The organism is Bacillus sp. Root131 (assembly GCF_001429475.1).
Lineage (GTDB): Bacteria > Bacillota > Bacilli > Bacillales > Bacillaceae_G > Bacillus_A > Bacillus_A thuringiensis_S.
In genome coordinates this window covers 48,753-63,049 of sequence record NZ_LMJQ01000043.1, presented here as the reverse complement: position 1 = coordinate 63,049, position 14,297 = coordinate 48,753, and the positions used below count along the sequence as shown (strand labels likewise).

Here is a 14,297-nt window from a genome sequence, read left to right as displayed (position 1 = left end):
CTTTTTAGTGAGAAATGATTGACGTATTTTTAGAAATACGTTATATTATTTTCTGTAAACGGTTACATGAAATGAGGAGAAAAGAGAATGAGTACGATTAAAGACGTTGCGAAATTAGCGGGAGTATCTGTTGCGACCGTTTCCAGAGTTTTAAATAAAAATGGATATGTTCACGAAGATACATTAAAAAAGGTAGAGCGTGCAATTGAGATGTTAGATTATAAGCCTAGTACAGTAGCGCGTTCACTGTATAATAAAAAGTCTCGTTTAATTGGCTTAGTTGTTCCAAATATCGTGAATCCGTTCTTTCCAGAAGTTGCACGTGCCGTAGAAGATGTAGCACATAAACAAGGTTACACAGTTGTCCTTTGTAACTCTGATGAAAGTTTAGAAAAAGAGAAACAATACATTGATGTACTTAGACAAAATAATGTAGATGGATTTATTGTAGCAACGAATCCACAAAATAGTGTTAATTACATGAATTTATCTGTCCCGGTTGTTGCGATTGACCGTATGTTTAATGAGCGTATTCCTACTGTATATGCAGATAACTATGCAGGAAGTCAGGCTGCGACAAAGTTGTTACTAGATAAAGGATGTAAACATATTGCACATATTCGCGGTCCACGTGATGTGAGTACTGCAAATGAACGTTTTGAAGGTTTTGTAGACGTTATTACGCAAAATAATCTTTCGTATATGATTGCAGAGAGTACGTTTGATCCAGCAAATAGTGAGCGTGTAGCGATGGAATTATTAGAAGAATACCCGCATATTGATGGTATTGTTGCTGGGAATGATTTAATTGCGATTGGTATTGTAAAGGCTGCACTTCAAAAGGGGATTGCCATTCCAGATGATTTACAAATTATTGGATTTGATGGAATTTCTTTAACAGAAATGATGTATCCATCTATTACAACAGTTGCACAACCGATATATGAAATGGGGAAAATTGCAACAGAGTTGTTGTTAGAGCAAATGGAAGGAAATACATTAGAAGAGAAACACTATCGTTTGCCGATTGAAATTATAGAACGAAATACAACGAAGTAAGGAGATGAAACAGATGCCAAATATTGCAGTAGTAGGAAGCATTTCAATGGACTTAGTGGCTGTTTCAAAAAAACGGCCGAAAGCAGGAGAAACAGTAATTGGTGAAGCGTTTCATACAATCCCAGGAGGGAAAGGGGCAAACCAAGCAGTTGCTGCAGCTAGGTTAGGAGCAAATGTAGCGATGGTTGGAGCGGTAGGAAATGATGATTATGGAACAGTAGTTAGAAAAAATTTAGAGAACGAACGCATTTTTATCGATTATGTGGTACCGGTTACAGATAGAACGACAGGAATTGCTCATATCGTTTTAGCAGAAGAAGATAACAGTATTGTTGTCGTACAAGGGGCAAATGCTCTTGTAAATAAGTCAGTTGTAGATCGCTCCAAAGACCTTCTTGTAAAAGCGGATATGGTTGTTCTTCAACTAGAAATTCCACTTGAAACAGTAAAATATGTATTGGCTATTTGTGAGGAACATAATATTCCTGTTATGTTGAATCCAGCGCCAGCACAAGTTTTATCAGAAGAAATTTTAGAAAAAGCAACTTATATTACGCCAAATGAACATGAGTGCCGCATTGTATTAGATGATTTTACATCACCAATTGAAGATTTATTGGCGAAGTATCCAAATAAATTATTGATGACAGAAGGTTCTAACGGTGTTCGTTTCCATAATGGCACAGAGATTGTACATGTTCCTAGCATTGCTGTTGATGTAGTGGATACAACTGGAGCTGGTGATACATTTAATGGTGCGTTAGCAGTTGCACTTTCTGAAGGAGAGACACTTCAAAAAGCAATTCGTTTCGCGAATATTGCCGGTGGTCTTTCTGTAACGAAACTTGGAGCACAGGGCGGTATGCCAACGAGAGATCGAGTACGTGAAGTGCAGGTGATTGTTGGATGAAAAAGCATGGTGTATTAAACAGTGAAATCGCGGCAGTCCTTGCTTCACTTGGGCATACAGATACGGTTGTAATTGCTGATTGCGGGTTACCGATTCCGGATGGAGTAAAACGAATTGATTTAGCTGTTGAGATTGGAAAACCGAGTTTTTTAGAGGTGTTACAAGTTGTAGCTGATGATATGGCAATCGAAAAAGTGACGTTAGCAGAAGAAGTCATTATAAATAATGCGGAAGTAAATAAAGAGATCGAGCAAAAATTAATAGAGCCAGCATTTGAGTATGTATCTCATGAACAATTTAAAGAGCATACAAAGAAAGCGAAGGCGATTATTCGTACAGGCGAGGCTACGCCTTATGCAAATGTAATTTTACATGCAGGCGTGATTTTTTAATAAAGGGAAGTGATGGGAATGCATATTGAAATGAAAAACATTTCAAAGGCGTTCAATGGCAATCCTGTTTTGAAGAATGCACAGTTTATGATTGAAACAGGAGAAGTCCATGCATTGATGGGGGAAAATGGAGCGGGTAAATCAACGCTCATGAAGATTTTAACAGGTGTATACAAAAAAGATGATGGGACAATCACGATTGATGGGCAAGAGCGCACCTTTAAAAATGCGAAAGAAGCTGAAGAGTACGGCATCGCATTTATACATCAAGAACTAAACATATTGCCGAATTTAACAGTAGCTGAAAATATGTTTCTTGGTAAAGAGTTAATGTATGGGAAAACAGGTATTTTACGCACTCGACAAATGAACGCGATTGCGCAGCAGCAACTAGCAGAGCTAGGATTGCATGTAAGAGGTGCTATGTTAGCAGAGGAACTATCGGTTGGACAACAGCAAATTATCGAAATTGCGAAAGCGTTAATGACAAACGCGAGCGTTATTATTATGGATGAACCTACTGCGGCACTGACGGATCGTGAAATCGAAACGCTCTTTATAGTAATCAATAAGTTACGTAAAGAAGGTGTTTCATTCGTGTACATTTCGCATCGTATGGAAGAGATTTTCTCGATATGTGATGCCATTACGATTTTGCGTGATGGAGAATACGTTGGAAAGAGATTAATTCCAGAAACATCATTTGATGAAGTAGTGAGTATGATGGTGGGGCGCAGCATTGGTGAACGTTACCCAGAGCGAAATAGTCAAATTGGTGATGTCATTTTTGAAATGCGTAACGGAACGAAGAAAGGGAAATTTGAAAATGTTTCGTTTCAAGTAAGGAAAGGTGAAATCCTTGGTGTAGCTGGTTTAATGGGAGCTGGTCGCACTGATATTATGAAAGCGATATTTGGTTATGAACCTTTAGATTCTGGACAAATTTTTATAAATGGACAAGAAGTAAAGATTGATAGTCCGATAGATGCAATTAGACAAAGAATTGCTTTCATTACAGAAGATAGAAAGTCTGAAGGATTAGTGTTAGATTTTTCAATTCGAGAAAATTTAGCTTTACCGAATTTAGAAAGTCTTTCAAAGGGAAGTGTTCTAAGCAACGAGCTAGAACAACAGTTTACAGAGGATATGATGAAGCTTCTTAATGTGAAAGCATCTAGCGGAGAGCAGGCAGTGAAATCTCTTTCTGGTGGAAATCAGCAAAAGATTGTAATCGCAAAATGGCTAGGCATTCATCCGCAATTACTCATTTTAGATGAGCCAACAAGAGGTGTCGATGTTGGAGCGAAAAAAGAAATTTACTCTATCATGAATAAGCTTACTGAGCAAGGCGATGCCGTTATTATGGTATCATCTGAGCTTCCGGAAGTTTTAGGAATGAGTGATCGAGTTCTTGTTATTCATGAAGGAAAAGTCGGCGGCATTTTAGGGAAAGATGAGGCATCACAAGAGTCTATTATGGCACTAGCTACAGGGGGAGAGTAAGGATGGCTAAGAAGGGGAATGTATTACAACAACTCGGTTCTTTAATCGGTTTAGTATTAATTATCGTCGTAATTACAGTTTTAAATCCAGCGTTCATTGAAATTCCAAATTTATTTAATATACTGCGTCAAGTATCGATTAATGCGCTTATTGCATTCGGAATGACCTTCGTAATTTTAACAGGGGGTATTGACTTATCGGTAGGTTCTATTTTAGCATTATCAAGTGCACTTGTTGCTGGAATGATGGCAAGTGGCATGGATCCGTTCCTTGCAATGGCAGTTGGACTATTAGCAGGTCTTGTAATGGGGGTTGTAAACGGTATCATCATTGCGAAAGGAAAAGTAGCTCCATTTATTGCAACTTTAGCAACAATGACTATTTTTCGTGGGTTGACGCTTGTTTATATGGACGGACGTCCGATCACTGGTCTTGGTGATCATTTAATGTTCCAAATGTTTGGCCGCGGTTATTTTCTTGGTATTCCGGTACCAGCTGTTACAATGATGATCGCTTTCGCAGTACTGTACTTCATTTTGAAGAAAACGACATTTGGCCGTCGTACATTTGCAATTGGTGGAAATGAAGAAGCAGCAGCACTATCAGGTATTAATGTTACGAGAATTAAAGTAATGATTTACGGTCTTTCCGGAATTTTGGCAGCGCTTGCAGGTATTGTCTTAACATCACGACTAGATTCTGCACAGCCGACTGCAGGTACTTCTTACGAATTAGATGCAATTGCAGCAGTTGTATTAGGTGGAACAAGTCTTTCTGGGGGAAGAGGATGGATTGTTGGTACATTCATCGGTGTACTAATTATCGGTGTACTAAATAACGGTTTAAATTTATTAGGTGTATCTTCTTTCTTCCAACAAGTTGTAAAAGGACTTGTAATCTTACTAGCTGTATTAATTGATCGCCGAAAAGAAGCGTAATGGAGGGACAGTTCATGAAGAAATGGTTACTTATACTCGTTGCATGTATTATGGTCATTACTGCTGGTTGTTCAATGGAACCACCAGAATGGGCAAAGGATTCTAGCGATAAAGGTCGAAATAAAACTATTAAAGTTGGATTCTCTGTTTCAACTTTAAATAATCCCTTCTTTGTAACTTTGAAAAAGGGTGCAGAAAAGAAAGCGAAAGATAGCGGCATCGAATTGATTGCTGTTGATGCGCAAAATGATGCAGCGAAGCAAACGAACGATGTTGAAGATTTAATTCAAAAGGGTGTCGATGTAGTTGTTATTAATCCGACCGATTCAGATGCTGTTTCTTCAGCGGTAAGTGCGGCAAATGCAGCAAATGTTCCTGTTATTACAGTAGACCGCGTTGCGAATTCAGGTAAGGTTGTTTCTCACATTGCATCTAATAATATCGAAGGTGGTCAAATGGCTAGTGATTACATTCGTGAATTAGTCGGCGAAGGAGCAAACGTTGCTGAGTTAGAAGGAATCCCTGGATCGTCTGCTGCTCGTGAACGTGGGAAAGGATTCCATAACGTAGCCGATAAGTCTTTAAAAGTAGTTGCCAAACAAGCGGCTGATTTTGATAGAGCGAAAGGATTATCTGTTATGGAAAACATTTTGCAAGCAAATAGCGATATTAAAGCCGTGTTTGCGCATAACGACGAGATGGCATTAGGTGCACTTGAAGCATTGAAGTCTGCTGGAAAAACAGATGTAGTCGTTGTTGGATTTGATGCAACTGAAGATGCTGTGAAAGCGGTTAACGATGGGCGTATGGCTGCAACAGTCGCTCAAAAACCGGAATTAATCGGAGAGAAGGCGATGCAAACAGCAAAAGAGATAACACAAGGTAAAAAAGTGGACAAATCTATTCCGATTGAATTAGAGCTTATTAAGAAAAATAAATAAATATAAAATGAAAATTAGGAAGGAAGAATAACAAATGAAATTCTTTATTGATACAGCAAACATTAACGAAATTAAAGAGGCAAATGCATTAGGCGTAGTAGCTGGAGTAACGACAAACCCATCACTTGTAGCAAAAGAAGGCGTAGATTTCCATGAGCGTATTCGTGAAATTTGCAGCTTTATAGAAGGACCTGTAAGTGCAGAAGTAATTAGCTTAGAAGCTGATAAAATGATTGAAGAAGGAAAAGAATTAGCGAAGATTGCTCCAAACGTTGTTGTAAAAGTTCCAATGACAACAGAAGGTTTAAAAGCAGTAAAAGCGTTCTCTGATTTAGGAATTCGTACAAACGTTACATTAGTATTCTCAGCAGTTCAAGCATTACTTGCAGCTCGCGCTGGTGCAACATATGTTTCACCATTCTTAGGTCGTTTAGATGATATCGGTCATAACGGTATGGATTTAATTCGTCAAATCGCAGAAATCTTTGCAATTCATGGCATCGAAACAGAAATCATTGCAGCATCTGTACGTCACAGCGTTCACGTAACTGATGCAGCATTAAACGGTTCACATATTGCAACAATCCCAGCAAACGTAATTGCTTCATTAGTGAAGCACCCATTAACAGATCAAGGAATTGAGAAATTCTTAGCTGATTGGGAAAAAACACAAGAGAAATAATAGAAAATCAAGAATCCTAGTTTAATTGACTAGGATTCTTTTTTATTTAAAAGAATTTTCATGCAATTTTGCATATTGTCTTTTAAATTTGTTATATAAGATATTTAATATATATCACATAACTCTTTATTTTTCATATTTCGATATAAAGTGAAACTTTAATCAGTGGGGGCTTTGTTCATCAGCACACTGATTATTAGTTGAACCAAGGGATAAACAGATAGAGGGTCTGACCAGAAAACTGGAGGGCATGATTCTATAACAGAAAGTTCAATGTTTATAGAATTATGTCTTTTTATATAGGGAGGGTAGTAAACAGAGATTTCGACAAAAACGCACCGATTTATCTGAATTTTAAGTTTTATAAAAGGAGAGAAATGGAATGAGAAGAAAAGCCCCATTTAAAGTGTTGTCATCATTAGCAATTGCAGCAATTATCGGATGCACATCTGTAATGAGTGCGCCGTTAGCATATGCAGAAACGCCAGCAAAAGAGAAAGAGAATGTGTCTACAACGCCAATTGATTACAATTTAATTCAAGAAGATCGTTTAGCGGAAGCTTTGAAAGAAAGAGGAACAATTAATCCAGCATCTTCTAAAGAAGAGACGAAAAAGGCTGTCGAGCAATATATTGAAAAGAAACAAGGAGATCAGGCGAACAAAGAAATTCTTCCAGATGCTCCCTCACAAGAAACGTCTGATTTCACAAAAAAAGTAAAAGAGAAAAAGATGGAAGAAAAGGAAAATGTAAAAAAGACTGAAAAAAATATTAATCTTGAGCAAAAGCCAGAACCAAATAAAAAGCAATTGAATGGGCAAGTTCCAACTTCAAAAGCAAAGCAAGCTCCATATAAAGGATCTGTTCGATCAGATAAAGTATTAGTGCTACTCGTTGAATTTAGTGATTATAAACATAATAATATTGATCAAACACCAGGTTATATGTATTCGAAAGACTTTAGTAGAGAACATTATCAAAAGATGTTGTTTGGTAAGGAGCCTTATACATTATTTGATGGTTCAAAAGTAAAAACATTTAAACAATACTATGAAGAGCAGTCTGGTGGTAGTTATACGACAGACGGATATGTAACGGAGTGGCTAACAGTTCCAGGAAAAGCATCTGATTATGGAGCTGATGGTAGCAGTGGTCACGATAATAAAGGTCCGAAAGGTGCACGTGATTTAGTGAAAGAAGCTTTGCATGCAGCTGCTGAGAAAGGACTAGATTTATCTCAGTTTGATCAGTTTGATAGATATGATACAAACGGGGATGGGAATCAAAACGAACCTGACGGTGTAATTGATCATTTAATGGTAATCCATGCTGGTGTTGGTCAAGAAGCTGGTGGCGGTAAATTAGGTGATGATGCGATCTGGTCACATCGTTCAAAATTAGCAGTAGATCCAGTAGCGATTGAAGGTACAAAATCAAAGGTAGATTACTTTGGTGGAAAAGTAGCAGCACATGATTACACAATTGAACCAGAAGATGGAGCTGTAGGTGTGTTTGCGCATGAATTTGGACATGATCTTGGATTACCAGATGAATATGACACGAAATATACTGGAAATGGTTCACCTGTCGAAGCTTGGTCATTAATGAGTGGAGGTAGTTGGACAGGAAAAATCGCAGGAACGGAGCCGACAAGTTTTTCACCACAAAATAAAGACTTCTTACAAAAGAATATGGGTGGCAACTGGGCAAAAATATTAGAAGTAGATTACGATAAAATTAAGAGTGGTGTGGGAGTTCCTACCTATATTGATCAAAGTGTTACGAAATCAAATCGTCCAGGCGTTGTACGTGTTAACTTACCAGGTAAAAGTGTTGAAACGATTAAACCGGAGTTTGGAAAGCATGCATATTATAGTACAAGAGGCGATGATATGCATACAACGTTAGAGACACCTTTCTTTGATTTAACAAAAGGAACAAATGCAAAATTCGATTATAAAGCAAATTATGAGTTAGAAGCAGAGTGCGATTTCGTCGAAGTACATGCAGTAACAGAAGATGGAACGAAGACGTTAATTGATAGACTTGGAGAAAAAGTAGTCCAAGGAGATAAAGATACAACAGATGGGAAATGGATTGATAAATCATATGATTTAAGTCAATTTAAAGGCAAAAAAGTGAAACTACAATTCGACTATATTACAGATCCGGCTGTAACATATAAAGGTTTTGCGATGGACGATGTAAATGTAACTGTTGATGGACAAGTTGTATTTTCTGATGATGCAGAAGGACAGTCTAAAATGAATTTAAATGGTTTTGTTGTTTCTGATGGGACAGAGAAGAAAGCTCACTATTACTACTTAGAATGGAGAAACTATGCGGGATCAGATAATGGATTAAAAGCAGGAAAAGGTCCAGTGTATAATACAGGTCTTGTCGTTTGGTATGCAGATGATAGCTTTAAAGATAACTGGGTGGGGGTGCATCCAGGTGAAGGATTCCTTGGGGTTGTAGATTCTCATCCAGAAGCACTTGTTGGTAATCTGAACGGGAAACCAGCGTACGGTAATACGGGCATGCAAATTGCAGACGCTGCATTTTCATTTGATAAAACACCAGCATGGAGTGTAAATTCATTAACACGTGGCCAGTTTAACTATTCTGGATTACAAGGTGTTACAACTTTTGATGATTCAAAAGTATATAGTAACAAGCAAATTGTAGATGCAGGAAGAAAAGTTCCAAACCTTGGACTTAAATTCCAAGTTGTTGGACAGGCAGAAGATAAATCGGCAGGCGCTGTTTGGATTAAACGTTAATAACATAAAAGCACATTCTTCATATGAAGAGTGTGCTTTTTAATTTGTACAGTAAGTTATTATTTTAGTTTATGTAATACAAATGTTTATTCATGTGTAGTGTATCAAATTATGTGGAGAAAGGAAATATTTCCGAGGAAATTGTCGAAGTATCGTCGTTATTTATAAACTTTCTTTTTAAAAGAAGTAATGTATTATTGCCTTTACGGCTCAATTTATTTACATTGTTATTTGGTTATACACAAAAGTAATATATTGGGCAAAAAAGAGTTCTATTCAATATGGCTCTTTTTATACATAGAAAGGAGTAAGCGATAAATGAAAGAAGTTATTGGATGTCCACAGTGTGAAGGGGATATTACTGTACAACATATTATTGATCTCCCACATCCTTTTTCATTAAGGTGTCCACATTGTAAGGTGAAGTTGAAAGAAATAAGGGTAACGTCATGTTTAATATTAGCGATGATTTGTATAATTCCATTGTTTATTATTATTGGAGAGAGTATTAAGGAATTACTAGTAAAATATTTTTCTATTGTAGACAATGTACCAACTGTACTTATTTTCTTTTTATTTTGTTATCCATTGTATTATTTCTATGAAAAATATAATGCTATATTGTTTATTAAATATGGTTTGCTGAAAGTTAAAAGTTGAATTGAATAGGAGATTATCATTATGCTTTGGAAAATATATTTAGTTATTGTAGCAATGTTAGCTATTATTTCGTTAGTAAGGGGTATGTTTCAAACACCAATTCAAAAGTTTGACTTTGTAGTATCTATTATTACGTGGATAGGGCTCTTTGGTTTTGTATTTGATATACAAATATTAACCTCGATTGTTTGGAAATGTATCTTCTTGTTTAGCGTCATTTGGACTTTAACTGCAGTTTTTGTTTTTCGTTTATATGAAGAGCGAGATGAGCCATTACCTTTTATATTTAAATTAATTGGAATTATTCCAACGCTTCCATTATATTACGGATTATATCAATATGCATTTTAAAAAAGACAACGATGGATTATCCCATCATTGTCTTTTTTACTTTGCTTCTTACATAAATCATCCCAGCAAATGTTAATAAAAATGCTGTCCCGATAATGAAGCTGATGCTAGGTGATGCTCCGATTGCGCCGACTGTAAAGGAGCCAGCAACAACTCCTAATGAGAAGAAGGCATAAAATAATCCGAATGCCTTTCCGCGATTATCGTCTGTAGTATTTTCAACGAGTAAAGCGTTAATAGACGGAAAGAGGATTGCGAATCCAATTCCATAAATCATCATTACAATAAAGAGCATACCTTTTGTAGCAAATAATCCGAGTAAAGATAATGCGAATGCCATAACTGCAATTCCGATTAGCATTAGTTTCGAACGATTAAATCGATCGTAAATACGATTTGTTGGAAGCAAGAAGAAGAGGATAGCAGTAATACCAAATACACTTAACATCATGCCTGTTGTAGATGCTTTAAGCGCTAATGCCTCAACTTTTACTGGTAACATATAAGTGACAATTCCTTGTGAAAACATTAATGTGAAAGCACCAATATATGCTTGTAATAACGGTTCTGATTTTAACAGTTCAATCATATCTTCTTTGTTCATCATTTGCGTTCTTGATGTATCTTTTCTTGATACGTTATTTGGTAAGAAGAATAGAGATACGATTGTACCAAGAGCCATTAAAATAGAAATAGTAATGAAGACCCATTCTACGCCAGCTGTTGCTTTCATAATACCGCTGAAAGCAGGTCCTACGATTGCCGCTGTTCCAACAGCAGCACCAGATAGAGCCATTGCTTTTCCTTGTCTTTTTGCATTTGTTTGTTTTGATAAAAATGTAAAGGCAGCAGGAATTAAAAAGCCATCACTAAATCCATGCATAAAGCGCACAACTAATAGTTGTTCACCACTTTGAACAACGGTGTATAACAAGACTATGAAACTCGTAATTCCCATGCTTATATAAAGGATTTTTTTTGCACCAAATTTATCGACAGCGGCTCCAGCAATAATATTACCAATCATATTAGCGAATGAGTACATACCGACAACTAGCCCGATAATAAGAGGAGTTCCTCCAAGGCTTTGAGCGAAAGTACTCATAATAGGTAATTGTGAAAATGTATCTAAAAATGCCACGATAACGATAAAGTAAATAAAATATTTCAAGCGATATTCACCTCTCCAATGCTATTATGGCACAATGCTAATTTCACCTGCAATGAAATTGAATTAACAGATGTGGAAAAAAGTACAAAGTGACAAAATATTGAACGTTATTTGTAAAAAATTAGTAGGGATGTGATTGTTTTTTTGAAATATATGGATAGAAGTATTATAATAGATTTGTAAACTTCACCAGGTTAAGTATATACATAGAGAGGGATGTATAAAATGAAAGCACTACTTTGGCATAATCAACGTGATGTACGAGTAGAAGAAGTACCAGAACCAACAGTAAAACCAGGAACAGTGAAAATCAAAGTTAAATGGTGTGGTATTTGTGGGACAGACTTGCATGAATATTTAGCAGGGCCTATTTTTATTCCAACAGAAGAACATCCATTAACACATGTGAAAGCACCTGTTATTTTAGGTCATGAGTTTAGTGGTGAGGTAATAGAGATTGGTGAAGGAGTTACATCTCATAAAGTGGGAGACCGTGTTGTTGTAGAACCAATTTATTCTTGTGGTAAATGTGAAGCTTGTAAACATGGACATTACAATGTTTGTGAACAACTTGTTTTCCACGGTCTTGGCGGAGAAGGCGGCGGTTTCTCTGAATATACAGTAGTACCAGAAGATATGGTTCATCACATTCCAGATGAAATGACGTATGAACAAGGTGCGCTTGTAGAACCAGCAGCAGTAGCAGTTCATGCAGTACGTCAAAGTAAATTAAAAGAAGGGGAAGCTGTAGCAGTATTTGGTTGCGGTCCAATTGGACTTCTTGTTATCCAAGCAGCTAAAGCAGCAGGAGCAACTCCTGTTATTGCAGTTGAGCTTTCTAAAGAACGTCAAGAGTTAGCGAAATTAGCAGGTGCAGATTATGTATTAAATCCAGCAACTCAAGATGTGCTAGCTGAAATTCGTAACTTAACAAATGGTTTAGGTGTAAATGTTAGCTTTGAAGTAACAGGTGTTGAAGTTGTATTACGCCAAGCGATTGAAAGTACAAGCTTCGAAGGACAAACTGTAATTGTTAGTGTATGGGAAAAAGACGCAACAATTACTCCGAATAATTTAGTATTAAAAGAAAAAGAAGTTATTGGTATTTTAGGATACCGTCACATCTTCCCAGCTGTTATTAAATTAATTAGCTCTGGTCAAATTCAAGCAGAGAAATTAATTACGAAAAAAATTACAGTGGATCAAGTTGTTGAAGAAGGATTTGAAGCACTTGTAAAAGATAAAACACAAGTGAAAATTCTTGTTTCACCTAAATAAGATAGAATCGAAAAGAGTAGCCCTTTTCTAGAAATAGAAGAGGGCTACTTTTTTCTATACTGAAAGGTGATAGACTTTCCTGTAACTAAAGGTATTTTGTTTGGAAGGGGAAGTCTAATGCTTTCATTTATATTGACATTGAAACGGATGCTAAAAGCTTGTTTGCGAGCATGGAAAGATAAAGAATTTCAAGTGTTATTCGTATTAACAATTTTGACATTAATATCTGGTACAATCTTTTATAGTACAGTGGAGGGGTTACGTCCTCTGGATGCTTTATATTTTAGCGTTGTGACGCTGACTACTGTCGGTGATGGGCAATTTAGTCCCCAAACTGACTTCGGAAAGATATTTACGATATTATACATATTTATAGGGATCGGATTAGTGTTTGGATTTATACATAAGTTGGCAGTTAATGTACAATTGCCAAGTATATTATCGAATAGAAAAAAAGAGTAAAGCATGTGGGTGCTTTACTCTTTTTTTACATTAGTTTAGACAAGCCTTAATAATAGTTTATTAAAATGAAAGTGTATTCATTCATTATATTCACTGTGTATAAAGTTATAATGATATGAACATTTGCATATTTTAATTTAGTGATAGAATTTTCATGAAAGGTGGGATATTCTAGTCATAGGTTAACCGGATGACATCATAGGATCCTAACAAAATGTTTACAATAATTCAATTATAAAATGGAGGATTTTATATGAAAAAGAAAGTACTTGCTTTAGCGGCAGCTATTACATTAGTTGCTCCATTACAAAGTGTTGCATTTGCTCATGAAAATGATGGGGGACAGAGATTTGGAGTTATTCCGCGCTGGTCTGCTGAAGATAAACATAAAGAAGGCGTGAATTCTCATTTATGGATTGTAAATCGTGCAATTGATATTATGTCTCGTAATACAACACTTGTAAAACAAGATCGAGTTGCACTATTAAATGAATGGCGTACTGAGTTAGAGAACGGTATTTATGCTGCTGACTATGAAAATCCTTATTATGATAATAGCACATTTGCTTCACATTTCTATGACCCTGACAATGGGAAAACTTATATTCCGTATGCAAAGCAGGCAAAGGAAACTGGAGCTAAATATTTTAAATTAGCTGGTGAGTCTTACAAAAATAAAGATATGAAACAAGCATTCTTCTATTTAGGATTATCTCTTCATTATTTAGGTGATGTAAACCAACCGATGCATGCGGCAAACTTTACGAATCTTTCGTATCCACAAGGATTCCATTCTAAATATGAAAACTTTGTAGATACGATAAAAGATAATTATAAAGTAACGGATGGAAATGGGTATTGGAACTGGAAAGGTACGAATCCAGAAGATTGGATTCATGGAGCGGCAGTAGTTGCGAAGCAAGATTATGCTGGCATTGTAAATGATAATACGAAAGATTGGTTCGTAAGAGCAGCTGTATCACAAGAATATGCAGATAAATGGCGCGCTGAAGTTACACCAATGACAGGTAAGCGTTTAATGGATGCACAACGTGTTACTGCTGGATATATTCAGCTTTGGTTTGATACGTACGGAAATCGTTAAGTATTTGAAGAAGGTCAAATCTCAGAATAGAGTATTTGGCCTTTTTATCACTATACAATACAT

General features: G+C 36.4%; 14 protein-coding genes. 13 read left to right on the top strand and 1 reads right to left on the bottom strand.

The window, feature by feature from the left end:
• Positions 1–87 precede the first annotated feature (87 nt).
• The 10 genes from rbsR to ASE54_RS30900 all read left to right on the top strand — a co-directional run bounded on the left by rbsR (position 88) and on the right by ASE54_RS30900 (position 10,218).
• On the top strand, positions 88–1,059 hold the full coding sequence (gene rbsR, locus ASE54_RS30945) for a ribose operon transcriptional repressor RbsR (protein WP_000104047.1): 972 nt from the start codon (positions 88–90) through the stop codon (positions 1,057–1,059).
• Between the two features lie 13 nt (positions 1,060–1,072).
• On the top strand, positions 1,073–1,969 hold the full coding sequence (rbsK, locus tag ASE54_RS30940) for a ribokinase (protein ID WP_001132865.1): 897 nt from the start codon (positions 1,073–1,075) through the stop codon (positions 1,967–1,969).
• Positions 1,966–2,361 carry a D-ribose pyranase gene (gene rbsD / locus ASE54_RS30935; protein WP_000716151.1) on the top strand — a complete coding sequence of 132 codons (396 nt, stop codon included), beginning with the start codon at positions 1,966–1,968 and terminating at the stop codon, positions 2,359–2,361. The genes rbsK and rbsD overlap by 4 nt, the downstream gene beginning before the upstream one ends.
• An 18-nt stretch (positions 2,362–2,379) precedes the next feature.
• Positions 2,380–3,864, top strand: a complete 1,485-nt coding sequence (gene rbsA / locus ASE54_RS30930; protein ID WP_002162933.1) for a ribose ABC transporter ATP-binding protein RbsA — start codon at positions 2,380–2,382, stop codon at positions 3,862–3,864.
• A 2-nt stretch (positions 3,865–3,866) separates the two neighbouring features.
• Complete coding sequence (gene rbsC, locus ASE54_RS30925) at positions 3,867–4,802, top strand: ribose ABC transporter permease (protein WP_001074650.1); 936 nt, start codon at positions 3,867–3,869, stop codon at positions 4,800–4,802.
• 14 nt (positions 4,803–4,816) lie between these two features.
• On the top strand, positions 4,817–5,743 hold the full coding sequence (gene rbsB, locus ASE54_RS30920) for a ribose ABC transporter substrate-binding protein RbsB (protein WP_000758984.1): 927 nt from the start codon (positions 4,817–4,819) through the stop codon (positions 5,741–5,743).
• Between the two features lie 34 nt (positions 5,744–5,777).
• Complete coding sequence (fsa, locus tag ASE54_RS30915; RefSeq protein WP_000667667.1) at positions 5,778–6,425, top strand: fructose-6-phosphate aldolase; 648 nt, start codon at positions 5,778–5,780, stop codon at positions 6,423–6,425.
• A 382-nt stretch (positions 6,426–6,807) separates the two neighbouring features.
• Complete coding sequence (gene inhA2, locus ASE54_RS30910) at positions 6,808–9,207, top strand: M6 family metalloprotease immune inhibitor InhA2 (RefSeq protein WP_014895180.1); 2,400 nt, start codon at positions 6,808–6,810, stop codon at positions 9,205–9,207.
• A 318-nt stretch (positions 9,208–9,525) separates the two neighbouring features.
• Positions 9,526–9,867: a hypothetical protein gene (locus tag ASE54_RS30905; protein ID WP_000665762.1), complete on the top strand. Its 342-nt coding sequence runs from the start codon at positions 9,526–9,528 to the stop codon at positions 9,865–9,867.
• Positions 9,868–9,888: 21 nt separating this feature from the next.
• On the top strand, positions 9,889–10,218 hold the full coding sequence (locus ASE54_RS30900; protein WP_000964465.1) for a hypothetical protein: 330 nt from the start codon (positions 9,889–9,891) through the stop codon (positions 10,216–10,218).
• Between the two features lie 16 nt (positions 10,219–10,234).
• On the opposite strand, the gene ASE54_RS30895 is transcribed toward ASE54_RS30900, so the two are convergent.
• Complete coding sequence (locus ASE54_RS30895; protein WP_000873268.1) at positions 10,235–11,389, bottom strand: MFS transporter; 1,155 nt, start codon at positions 11,387–11,389, stop codon at positions 10,235–10,237.
• Between the two features lie 225 nt (positions 11,390–11,614).
• Here ASE54_RS30895 and bdhA point away from each other — a divergent pair, with 225 nt between their 5' ends.
• The 3 genes from bdhA (at position 11,615) to cerA (ending at position 14,234) form a co-directional block, all read left to right on the top strand.
• Entirely contained in the window at positions 11,615–12,667 is a 1,053-nt protein-coding gene (bdhA, locus tag ASE54_RS30890; protein ID WP_000645827.1) for a (R,R)-butanediol dehydrogenase, read from the top strand.
• 117 nt (positions 12,668–12,784) lie between these two features.
• Positions 12,785–13,129: a potassium channel family protein gene (locus tag ASE54_RS30885; RefSeq protein WP_000948035.1), complete on the top strand. Its 345-nt coding sequence runs from the start codon at positions 12,785–12,787 to the stop codon at positions 13,127–13,129.
• Between the two features lie 253 nt (positions 13,130–13,382).
• Positions 13,383–14,234 (top strand): phospholipase CerA, encoded by an 852-nt coding sequence (gene cerA, locus ASE54_RS30880; protein ID WP_000730997.1) that lies wholly within the window; start codon positions 13,383–13,385, stop codon positions 14,232–14,234.
• Positions 14,235–14,297 lie beyond the last annotated feature (63 nt).

What these genes read in the sequence shown, in the direction of transcription:
- rbsR (WP_000104047.1), top strand. Translation starts at nt 88, where the DNA reads ATGAGTACGATTAAAGACGTTGCGAAATTAGCGGGAGTATCTGTTGCG.
- rbsK (WP_001132865.1), top strand. Translation starts at nt 1,073, where the DNA reads ATGCCAAATATTGCAGTAGTAGGAAGCATTTCAATGGACTTAGTGGCT.
- rbsD (WP_000716151.1), top strand. Translation starts at nt 1,966, where the DNA reads ATGAAAAAGCATGGTGTATTAAACAGTGAAATCGCGGCAGTCCTTGCT.
- rbsA (WP_002162933.1), top strand. Translation starts at nt 2,380, where the DNA reads ATGCATATTGAAATGAAAAACATTTCAAAGGCGTTCAATGGCAATCCT.
- rbsC (WP_001074650.1), top strand. Translation starts at nt 3,867, where the DNA reads ATGGCTAAGAAGGGGAATGTATTACAACAACTCGGTTCTTTAATCGGT.
- rbsB (WP_000758984.1), top strand. Translation starts at nt 4,817, where the DNA reads ATGAAGAAATGGTTACTTATACTCGTTGCATGTATTATGGTCATTACT.
- fsa (WP_000667667.1), top strand. Translation starts at nt 5,778, where the DNA reads ATGAAATTCTTTATTGATACAGCAAACATTAACGAAATTAAAGAGGCA.
- inhA2 (WP_014895180.1), top strand. Translation starts at nt 6,808, where the DNA reads ATGAGAAGAAAAGCCCCATTTAAAGTGTTGTCATCATTAGCAATTGCA.
- ASE54_RS30905 (WP_000665762.1), top strand. Translation starts at nt 9,526, where the DNA reads ATGAAAGAAGTTATTGGATGTCCACAGTGTGAAGGGGATATTACTGTA.
- ASE54_RS30900 (WP_000964465.1), top strand. Translation starts at nt 9,889, where the DNA reads ATGCTTTGGAAAATATATTTAGTTATTGTAGCAATGTTAGCTATTATT.
- bdhA (WP_000645827.1), top strand. Translation starts at nt 11,615, where the DNA reads ATGAAAGCACTACTTTGGCATAATCAACGTGATGTACGAGTAGAAGAA.
- ASE54_RS30885 (WP_000948035.1), top strand. Translation starts at nt 12,785, where the DNA reads ATGCTTTCATTTATATTGACATTGAAACGGATGCTAAAAGCTTGTTTG.
- cerA (WP_000730997.1), top strand. Translation starts at nt 13,383, where the DNA reads ATGAAAAAGAAAGTACTTGCTTTAGCGGCAGCTATTACATTAGTTGCT.